Origin of the sequence: Clostridium sp. (assembly GCF_036642255.1) — a bacterium.
GTDB lineage: Bacteria > Bacillota > Clostridia > Clostridiales > Clostridiaceae > Clostridium_J.
The window spans coordinates 1-9816 of the sequence record NZ_JAVWDJ010000076.1; the positions used below are offsets into that span (position 1 = coordinate 1).

General features: G+C 33.5%; 12 protein-coding genes. All 12 read right to left on the reverse strand.

What is annotated here, in order from left to right; all coding sequences use genetic code 11:
• Positions 1 to 2407, reverse strand: a 2407-nt coding sequence (locus RR409_RS20005; protein WP_332559544.1) for a phage tail tape measure protein, incomplete at its 3' end; no start/stop codon positions are given.
• A gap of 90 nt (positions 2408 to 2497) precedes the next feature.
• On the reverse strand, positions 2498 to 3028 hold the full coding sequence (locus RR409_RS20010; protein WP_332559545.1) for a hypothetical protein: 531 nt from the start codon (positions 3026 to 3028) through the stop codon (positions 2498 to 2500).
• 68 nt (positions 3029 to 3096) lie between these two features.
• The gene (locus RR409_RS20015) at positions 3097 to 4272 is read right to left on the reverse strand and encodes a hypothetical protein (RefSeq protein WP_332559546.1); all 1176 of its coding nucleotides are present in this window, start codon (positions 4270 to 4272) and stop codon (positions 3097 to 3099) included.
• A 63-nt stretch (positions 4273 to 4335) separates the two neighbouring features.
• Positions 4336 to 5007 (reverse strand): hypothetical protein, encoded by a 672-nt coding sequence (locus RR409_RS20020; protein ID WP_332559547.1) that lies wholly within the window; start codon positions 5005 to 5007, stop codon positions 4336 to 4338.
• 148 nt (positions 5008 to 5155) lie between these two features.
• Entirely contained in the window at positions 5156 to 5671 is a 516-nt protein-coding gene (locus RR409_RS20025; protein ID WP_332559548.1) for an HNH endonuclease, read from the reverse strand.
• Positions 5672 to 5900: 229 nt separating this feature from the next.
• Positions 5901 to 6092, reverse strand: a complete 192-nt coding sequence (locus RR409_RS20030; protein WP_332559549.1) for a hypothetical protein — start codon at positions 6090 to 6092, stop codon at positions 5901 to 5903.
• 23 nt (positions 6093 to 6115) lie between these two features.
• Complete coding sequence (locus RR409_RS20035) at positions 6116 to 6877, reverse strand: hypothetical protein (protein WP_332559550.1); 762 nt, start codon at positions 6875 to 6877, stop codon at positions 6116 to 6118.
• Positions 6870 to 7379, reverse strand: a complete 510-nt coding sequence (locus tag RR409_RS20040; protein ID WP_332559551.1) for a hypothetical protein — start codon at positions 7377 to 7379, stop codon at positions 6870 to 6872. The genes RR409_RS20035 and RR409_RS20040 overlap by 8 nt, the downstream gene beginning before the upstream one ends.
• A gap of 19 nt (positions 7380 to 7398) precedes the next feature.
• Positions 7399 to 8637, reverse strand: a complete 1239-nt coding sequence (locus RR409_RS20045) for a hypothetical protein (RefSeq protein ID WP_332559552.1) — start codon at positions 8635 to 8637, stop codon at positions 7399 to 7401.
• A 3-nt stretch (positions 8638 to 8640) separates the two neighbouring features.
• Positions 8641 to 8937 (reverse strand): hypothetical protein, encoded by a 297-nt coding sequence (locus RR409_RS20050; protein WP_332559553.1) that lies wholly within the window; start codon positions 8935 to 8937, stop codon positions 8641 to 8643.
• Positions 8921 to 9454: a hypothetical protein gene (locus RR409_RS20055; RefSeq protein WP_332559554.1), complete on the reverse strand. Its 534-nt coding sequence runs from the start codon at positions 9452 to 9454 to the stop codon at positions 8921 to 8923. The genes RR409_RS20050 and RR409_RS20055 overlap by 17 nt, the downstream gene beginning before the upstream one ends.
• An 18-nt stretch (positions 9455 to 9472) precedes the next feature.
• Positions 9473 to 9816, reverse strand: a 344-nt coding sequence (locus RR409_RS20060) for a hypothetical protein (protein WP_332559555.1), incomplete at its 5' end; no start/stop codon positions are given.

Genomic DNA, 9816 nt, shown 5'->3' on the forward strand with positions numbered 1-9816 from the left:
CTATTGCAAAAGCAGCTGCTGCTGTTCCCGCAATTTTAGTGAAGTTTATTGATTTCAATTTTCTTGCCGATTCATCAACAATATTATTGACAATATTTGTAGATTCTTTAGCGTCATTTTCTAATCTAGCAATAGTATTTTCACTTTTCATCTGATCGTCTGATATAGTTGCTATATCCTCATATGAACCTCTTGCCTTTCCTAATGCCGCTTTCTTCTCTTTGTTTAGTTTTTCTATTTCTGCTTCAAGAGCCTTAACTTCCACCATGTCTTGCTGAGTTGAAATTAAACCATCTTTAACAGTTGCTCTTTTTATTCTAGTGATAACATCTTCTAAACTAGTGAACTTAGCAAGTTCCGCATCTGTCATACCTAAGTTTTTCTTTTCAGTATCTGTCATTACTTGAAGTTGTTCTTTGTAGCTTAAACCTTCTCCCTCTTTAGAAATATTCTTAGCTGTTGCTAAAGAAAGTCTCTTTTCTGTGTCATGAGTACGCTGTGCTTTAGCGGCTTTAGCTTCCATTTCTGTTTTCTTTTTAGAAATCTCAATAGCTTTTTTACTAGCAATCTCTTCTTGTTTTTCGCCCTCTCTGTCGAGTTTTGCCACCTGCTCTTTAATTTCTTTTAGTCTTAAAGCTTCAACTTCTTTTAACTCTATTTTCTTTCTAGATACTTCTAAAGCTTCATTATATCTTTTCTTATCTTCTTTAGATGCACCTTGACTTACAATCTTTTCTTCTTGCTTTTGCTTTTGTCTACTATCATACTCTATCTCATCTTCTTGAGACATTTTCCCACTTTTTCTATTTTTCTTCTCTTTCATAGAATCTGGAATAGATTTTACTCTTTGGCTGAAACTTCCAATTTTCTCTATGTTTCTATCTAAAGAAGTTCCTATTTGTCTACCAAATACTGCTAGGGCAATTCCACCCACAAGAGTTAAAGCACCACCAACGCCATTAATAGACTCAACTAAACTATTAACTCCAGAAACTGCAGATGTTAATAAATCAGTTCCTGCCTTTAAGAAATCAGAGTTTATTAAGTTCATCCATAATTGTTCTATTTCTGTTCTTAATTGCTTAGATTTGTAAGACATAGACTCCATTCTGATTTCATTTTGCTCTGTTGTAGCACCAAGAGAAGTTTGAGATACGTTTAATGCGTCTGTATACATTTCCCAGTTGTTGAATAGTGCAATAAGTCTATTAGCCTGTCTTTGTCCAGCCATGGCATTTGCTAAACCTAATTGAGATTCTCTGTTGAAATCTTTCCACATTGGTCCAATTTCTTCCATGATTGCCCCAACATCTTTCATTTCTCTGTTGGCATTTAATACTGAAAGACCTACTTTATTAAAAGCGTCTTCAACCTTTCCTAAGTCCCAACCTTCTTCATCTTCTTTTCCTACTTTTATTTCTGCTACACGTCCATAAATAGTCTTTAAAGATGTACCGATAGATTCTGGAGCTTCCTTAGTTACAGTTGTAATAGTAGCTAGTTGAGCACCCAATTGGTCAACACTTACACCAGCTATATCAGCCATAGATGCAACCTTAGACATTCCTGTTGCCAACTCTTCAAAATCGGCTCCTGTAGCTGCTCCTACTGCGGCTAGTTTGTCTGTTATAGCTAAAGCGTGCTCTGCAGCTACACCATAACCATTCATAACAGCTGTAAGTAGCTCAGCCATTTCCGCAACTTCCGTTCCTGTTACATTAGCACCTTTTAAAGTAGCTTCAGTTAACATTCTAACCTCATCCGCAGATTTACCTTGTTGGAAGAAGATTAGTGAAGCATCTGTATATTCTGTAGTTGATTTACCAAGTGCCTGTGCCGCATTATTAGCTTCATCTGCGAACACTTTCATTTCTGTTGCATTCTTTCCACTAACAACCTGAATATTATTTAAAGATTCATCAAGAGCCTTAGTAAATCCTATTGCCCTTTGAACAGAACCTCCAAGTTGATTCATCATTTGACTGGCTATACTCCACTTAACAGTCTTTCCAATAGTATCAAACATACTATCCATTAACTTACTAGTGTGCTTTACCTCAACACCTGTTTGACGTATATTTTTATTTAAAGAGTCAAATGCTTGACCGCCACTTGCCCCAACTTTATTTAATTTATATTCTATCTCTGTAAGACTAGTTCCAGCCGCCTTTAACTCTTTAGTGAATTTCTTTGTATTCATTTTACCTAAATCGCCATTATGTGCATTGGTTAAAGAGGTTTTAAGTAATTCTGTTGCCTTAAAAGCGTCACTAACTTCTTTTGTGAAACCGCTTTGACCACCAGCCATTTGGTGTATTGTTCTTACCATCTGGTCTAAGTCTTGCTGAATACCAACAATTCCTCTCTTGTCTACATCAAAGGATAATTTATATTTAATATCTGACATTCCTTGTTCTCCTCCTTGTTTCTACTTAAAAAAATAAGCCTACTGTATATATATACAGTAGGCTTTAATTATTTTAATAGCAATTGACCCTTATAGTGCACCGTTGTTTTTTGCGATACTTAAAACATTTTGTAAGTTTTCTCCATCTATGTTTACTTCACCTAACTGCTCTTGAACACCTTGAATTACTTGAGGAATGTTTTCCATTGCTTCTTTAAACAGTCCTATGAACGAAGCTGAATATTTTTCAACCTTTTCAACTTGAATCATCATTGCCTCAACTAAATCTCTGTACTCATGCTCCGGGATGGCTTTTACCACTTCAGTAATTAATCCATTCTTTTCCATTAAGTCATATGTATCTAACATTTCTGCTTTTTGAGTAGGAGATAATGCTATATTAGTATATGACAGAACGATAAATAAATGTAATATTGCATCCAAGCAAAGGGAATCACATATTCCTTCTGATAAACTTTCTTGTATAGCTAAGTCTATAAGACTCATTTTCTTTTCAACAGGTAGATAAGTTAAAACCTCAATATCTACGTCACCTAATTTGATTGTGTTTATTTTAGTAGTTTTTTCTAAAGATAATTTGTTTAACGCTATTTTAGCCATTGTATTTCCTCCTTAAATTTGTTTATATTATAATTATATCACACTCAACAGTCTCTTGTCAAGACTTTCTATTTTAAAGTTAGTCTAACTCCACTTAATGTCATATCTACAATACTCCTGCTTCTTACATATCTTTGAGTTAAAGCCGAATGTCTGTTCTTGCCTCTAGCGGCACTTTCTGCACTAGAAACACCTTCAATAGTAGAGTTTATCTTAGAGTCTAGAAAGTTTGACAGGTTCATTAATCTGTTAGAATTATATATTAAATAAGAACCATTAGATGGTAGTTTTAAATCTGTAACTGATTGCGCCGCTAGTTCTGAAGTTAATTTCATTTTATTTGCGGCAAACACGGCTGAAGCTCCACCATGTGTTATCGAGTTAACCATATCATAAGTGAAACTTGAATTAACCTGGTTTGATTTCTCTAAAATTGTTTTTAAATTTGCCGACTTATTTAAAGAGTATTTTTTAATCTTCCCTATACTTTTACCATCTTCAGGAATTGATAAGGACACAGAAGCAATGGCACTGCTTCTATCAATAGAAAAGTTAGCGTTAAGCCAAGATTTATTTATAGATTTATTAATTGTTTTAAAACCATTTTGACTATTAGTTACTTCTACATTTTTATTTCCACCCATAGTTTTAAGCATATCACCAATAGCATTTTTAGCTAAAGTATCTGCGGCAAGAGTAGAAAAGCTTGAGTTTAATTCATTCAAAGCATTGGTTAATCCTTTTGTTACATTATCTCCACCAGCCGCACTTTGTAAAGAATTTAAGTCTGTTATAAGTTTTCTTATTGTGGCGTTGGTTTGCGAATCCCCATCTTGAATTATATCAAACTGTTTTAACCCTAAATCAAGAGAAGAGGTAATAAGAGACTTTTTATAGTCTGGCACTTCCATAAAATCTTTAATTGCGGCAGTTAGCTTATCTGCTATATTAGATAATTCTTGAACTTCTTTCTCAAACTCACCTGGAATAGGGTTGGCACCCGCAACTATATTAGGTTCTTTTACCACTATCTTTCCTATCTCATCAACTAAACCTTCCATTGATAGAATAGCCTTTTTAATTGCACTTTCTTCTGCTTTATTAAATTGCGGTGAACTATTTTCCTTTATTGTTTTTATTTGTTTAGAATAAGATTGAAATCTTGCTCCTGTTCTAGTAAAACTTTTCTTTAAATAATGCACATATGGTTGATTAAATTGTTTATTAGCTATATATCCATTCATTAACTCCACTCCCTTTTTTTATATAAAAAAAAAGGATAGACTGTTATGTCTATCCTTAGTGTTCTATTCTACATCTTCAACTATTTGTAAAGCAAATAAAACCTTTTTAGTTCTATCAAACTTAGTATAGTCTGGGAATGCATCCATTGTGAAAGCAAAAGTACTTGGATCTCCAGATGCAGCCATTGAGAAGTTAAATGCTGATTGTATTTTAACATTAGGAATTACAAATTCCGCTGGTAAATCAACACCATCTTCTTGTCTTCTGAATAAAGTAGAAGCTTCTAAGTAGTAGTTACCAGCGAACTTATCTGGTGTAACTTCTAATTGAGTAACTCCACCTGACATTTCAACGTAGTAATCTACCATTACAACTACAGTATCTCCAGCCTTTAAAGTAGAACCAGTAGGTATTGTAAATGTAATTGTCTTAGTAGAAGTTGCTACTTTTCCTACTCCTAACTTAGTTCCAATAGAACCAGAGTCAGTCATTATGAAACCATAAGCACTAGCTTTCTCTGTTAGAGTAGCATTCTTACCTATTACTTCTGTTAAGTCTGCAATTATTTGATCTGTTGCAGCTCTTTCTGTTCCAAAATTAGAACCAGCTGCTGTGATTTTAACTTCTAATTGAGAAGTTTTATGAACATTTATTTTCTTTGTAGATGACGCTTCAACAAGACCAGCACCTGATAGGATAGCAAATCCCATAGGACTGATTAAAGCATCTTCCATTGTAAATGTAACAGTCTTTTCCCCCTCCCACGATAAACCATTTTCCAGGGAAAAGAGGACTATATCTTTGCCCACAGCCGAACTGTTTGGGCAGCTACTCTTTCGGGGCTGTTACTCCCCTACTCCTTAAAAGGATAGTCTCTGAACCTTACTGTAGATAACCTATTTGAGTAAGAAAAACTTTCCAACTAGTTCCTCTAACAATAGAGCCTATAGTGGATTTGTGAACCCCATACTCATCTGCTAGCTTAGCATACGAGCAACCTCCTGCCTTATATTTGTTAATAATCTCAAGCACTTCCTTTTCAGTAAGAACGACTCTAGAGTGTGTTTCTCCTTGTCCGACAAGGTGATGTTCAGTTGCATGAGACATGTTCGCATCTCTTGAGCACCACTCTAAATTACCTAGGTTGTTGTTGAGCTTATTACCATCTTTATGGTTTACTTCTAGTTCACTGTGATTTTCTATGGGATTATGTGTTAACATAACTAACCTGTGGATTGAAAATGTTCTTTTTGTACCATTGTTTACTAAACTTATTTTCATATACCCCTTGTCTGTTACATATGGCTTCATTATTTTTTTACTACTCATAGAGTAAATATCACCATTTTCTGATACAGCATAATTCCATTTTTGTCCCTCAAATATTAATTGTTTCATTATTAATCTCTCCTTTTATGTTTATAATATATTATATCATAAATAGAAAGATTTGTCAAATACAGTCTTGGCTGCTGATTGCCGATTATACACTTAGAGTCTGTTTCCACTCACTAAGTAAACCATAACTTGTTTCTGCTCTCGCTCCTTAAAGGCATATGGTTATTACGGGTTTCCAGCAATTTAGTAGCTAATTCTCCACACTGTTTCCAATATGGACGCCTGGGTTTTAAGCTATGAGTCTAGTGTTTCCTCTTCCCCCTGTCGCGTACACAGTAGTCGCTGCGCCTTCAACAGTAGATGTTTTAGCTGTATCAAAATAGATCACTGGCTCGTCTTTTACGAACTTTTGATTTCCTATAGTTTGCGCCGCTTTCGCTCTAAGAACGACTTCGCAAATCTCTCTTACTCCAAATTTCATGCTGTTTCCTCCTAAATTTTATTTTATTTTTCTATATCTTTTAACCAATCAACATCTTCAACTTCTTTACTTCCAGCAAGTTTAGCTTTGATAGAAATCTTGTAAGATTCATTTAATCCAAAACGTTCCATTTGGTCGAATAGTTGATAAAGGGTTAAATCTAAAACATTTAATATATTTAAAGAGTTGGTTCCTATACCAAGACTAGAAATATATTTGGAGAGGAAGCTACTTTCTTTTTTAGTTTCACCCTTCAATCTAGCAGCTTTTTCTCTCCCTCTTTTTATCTTTTCAGCTATTTCCTTAGCTCTTTCTCCTTGAGGGTTAAATTCCTCACTTAAAGCACCAGAGTTTAGACAGAGAATTACTTTCGCAACCTCTTGTAGAACTGAAAAATTATCATCATCTAACATTGTGGTTTCTTTGTTACCACTATTCACAAGTAATATAAATCTCTCCTCAAATTCAATAATAAACTTAGGAAAAAGTAATGAGAATAACATAATAACTTTAACCTTGATTAATGAGTTGGAATTAGCCATCATCATAAACAGTTGAAATTCTGACATCTCTGATAAAGCAACATTGTCCTTCTCCTCTAAAGAGTCCCCACTATTATTTATGAATTTTTCTGAGTTCATAATAAGAACTTCAGCAGCCGCATAGAAATCTTTTTCCCCAATAAAAGCTATTTCTCTAATAGATGGTTGATGTATGCTCAACCTCAACTCTGGAATAGGAACATCTATTCCAGAAATTAAAGTTAGTTTGTCTACACTAGACATCATTCACTACCCTGTAAACAAGAGTAAAACCAACTAAATCTTCATCAAGAAGTAATTGATTGGCACTGACAAAATTCGCAGTGCCTATTCCATTTAACTTTCTATTGTTAATCATTCCATCTATTTGCCCCATAAGTAAGTAAGGTCTTAGTTGGTACTCTTCCATTACCCAAGTATCTAAATGACAAATAACATCAAACACAATAACATTATCTCTAAATTCAGGATTATTCTCATTGGTAATGAAATTATCAAATCCTATAATTATATACGATTGAACATTTTCATCAATAGGCAATTGAGGAATAACTCTAATATTCTTATTCATTAATCCCAAAGTTTGCTCATCAGTTAAATTCTTCTGTTTTAAAGCGTCTCTTGTTTGGTAGTATAATAACTTTTTAATCTTATCATTACCTATTAAAAGATCCACAATCTTAAATAAATCTGATTGCGCCGTTGTGAAGGTTGTTACATCTTTTTTATATATATCTGCTCTCATATCCTTTTACTCCTTTTTCTTATATTAAAGATTCTACCTTAATATCTTTACTATCTACAATTACATTATCAACTAAATACTGAATAGTCAATTTCCCAATTTTTCCTACAGTCCATTTAACACATAGTTCATTTACTTCATTACCCACAACTGTAAATAATTTAGGGTCGTTACACACAATTCCCCAAGAACCATTAGTTATTTCTTTTTCGAGTCCATCTAAGAAGTGTTTAGCTTGATAACAACTCTTACCAAATGATTTAACTGTATCATCACCAAAGATTTGATATGAAGAAGCTGGAGGTAAATCTGCATCCACTACATTTATATTAAAGTCTTTTGTGAATCCTGCTTTTGGTATAGAAACTCTAATAAGAATAGGGTCTAATCCTACAGGTGTTATCATATCTCCAATGTAAGAAACATCTCCTGTTATAACCTCAACCTCGGTATTAATTACTAACTCTTCTACATAATTACCATCTTTTTCAACATTAATCCAAATCTTGAAGAACTCACCTAACTGTAAATCAGTAACATGATCAAGAGAGGTTTCAACTGTTAAACCTACATTAACTTTATCACTTCCATTATCTGGAATTGAATCGTTTTTATCTAATATATCATGGTTTTCATCTTTGTTGTAGTAATCCTCTACTATCTCTAAACCTATTACACCCGGCTCACTAATAGCATCTGAAGTGGCTACTTGCCAAATTTTGTCAGCTATTGATATCTTTGAGTATCTAACAAGAGAAGAGGTGTCATCGTTATTTGGCACTAAAATAGATAAAGTGTAGTTAGGTACGTCAAACGCTAATCCTTTTTTAAACTCGCCTTTAATCTTAGTTTCAACTGGACCTCTTACCGCGGCGGCAACCTCACAAATTTTCCCAAACTTATTCTTCCATTTAATAGAATGTTGTGCCTTTCTGACGAAACCTCTAAAGTAAGCGTCCTCAGAATGTTGTTGTAAGTAAACTATCCAATTCTCTCTTGTTCTATCCCAGTAAAATATATCTCCAACCTTTAAATTATTACTAAAAGGTGTAGAGATTATCTTATCATCATAATCCATTTTTAATTTATTATTATTCAACAAAGCCCTAAATTCAACACCATCTTTTGAAAGTGTTTCTGCTTGATAAGAGTAAATCAAAGCCTTTTCTAAGCTTTCCAACTTACCTTTAACCATTCTTCCTTCTGCGTTTCCACCACTCTTTGCAAGTCTAATTCTTAGTAAATCATACGCATCCATACTCTACTCCAATTCGTCAATAGAATTAAGACATTCAAATATAGTTTTTCTGTAAACCATAAAATCCTCAATTTCATACAGACCTTCTAATTTTGCCATGGTCGCCATTAAAGCCACTTTGTTATCAAATAACTTATTAAAACCACTTAATTCTACAAGAATGGAATTTAAAAACTTATCCCACTCCAGCCCTTCTTCCCTTAGCGGAAGTAGTTTATATATTTTATTCTTTTGTATTGACAAATATCCATTAATATCAGTTTTATTTACTTTAAACCCATATTTAGTTTCTAGTTCCATCGATAACCCCTCCTGCTAAACCTGCCCAGTTAGTCTCAATAGTTCCATTAGCAGCTACTTTTCTTCTTTTGTATAGCCTTTGTTTGTGTTTATTTGTTACTTCACTATCCTTCTTAAACTTTAATAGTTTATCTAAGTGGTTAGCTTGTGATGTAAACTTAAAGTCAGAACCACTATATTTTATTCTTGTATTTTCTACTGAGTTAATTTGTCTTCTAACCCATTCTATTATCATTAAATCTGATACAATTTCTATTTCTTCAAAAGTAAGTTCACTCTTAAACTCACCTTTAGAAATGATTACAGTCTCTCCATTCTCACCAATTATTTCTGCTTCTAAGCTATAGTTAAAAATAGGAAACCTAGGAAACTCAAAACTTGCAATAGCAGAAAGTAGAATTGTTTCCAAGTCTCCATATGTTTCTTCTTTTGTCATTTCCATATATAAGTCGTCTGTTGCTTTAGCTAAGAACCTATTATAAATAACGGAAAATGGAGTAGTTAATTTTTCTTCCATAACTACTCCTCCTTTTTTTTATTTGTTTACTATATTATAAGATGGTGTTGTTCTTCTACCTTCTTTAGCAACTTCTTTATTTTCAGTAATAGGAGTAGCTCTTCTTCCTTGTACTCCACCTTCTGTTTCCTCTGCCCCATTAGCATATTTATTGTTAGCTATAGCCGCAGTTACATCTAAACTTAATTTATCTTTAATTGCCATTCTTTTAGCAACATCATTTACTTCTGTTTCTATTGCTATTTTCTTTACTAAATCTATAACTCCAGTTGGAGCAAAATCTAAACAATCCAACAACTGTTCTACGCTTCCTTGTGCTAGTAATGTTCTGATAGTACTTTCTTCGTAATAATATTCTGGCT

Coding starts and splice junctions, on each gene's coding strand:
- RR409_RS20050 (WP_332559553.1), bottom strand. CDS start 8,937: ATGGAACTAGAAACTAAATATGGGTTTAAAGTAAATAAAACTGATATT.
- RR409_RS20040 (WP_332559551.1), bottom strand. CDS start 7,379: ATGAGAGCAGATATATATAAAAAAGATGTAACAACCTTCACAACGGCG.
- RR409_RS20015 (WP_332559546.1), bottom strand. CDS start 4,272: ATGAATGGATATATAGCTAATAAACAATTTAATCAACCATATGTGCAT.
- RR409_RS20045 (WP_332559552.1), bottom strand. CDS start 8,637: ATGGATGCGTATGATTTACTAAGAATTAGACTTGCAAAGAGTGGTGGA.
- RR409_RS20025 (WP_332559548.1), bottom strand. CDS start 5,671: ATGAAACAATTAATATTTGAGGGACAAAAATGGAATTATGCTGTATCA.
- RR409_RS20030 (WP_332559549.1), bottom strand. CDS start 6,092: ATGAAATTTGGAGTAAGAGAGATTTGCGAAGTCGTTCTTAGAGCGAAA.
- RR409_RS20055 (WP_332559554.1), bottom strand. CDS start 9,454: ATGGAAGAAAAATTAACTACTCCATTTTCCGTTATTTATAATAGGTTC.
- RR409_RS20035 (WP_332559550.1), bottom strand. CDS start 6,877: ATGTCTAGTGTAGACAAACTAACTTTAATTTCTGGAATAGATGTTCCT.
- RR409_RS20010 (WP_332559545.1), bottom strand. CDS start 3,028: ATGGCTAAAATAGCGTTAAACAAATTATCTTTAGAAAAAACTACTAAA.
- RR409_RS20020 (WP_332559547.1), bottom strand. CDS start 5,007: ATGGAAGATGCTTTAATCAGTCCTATGGGATTTGCTATCCTATCAGGT.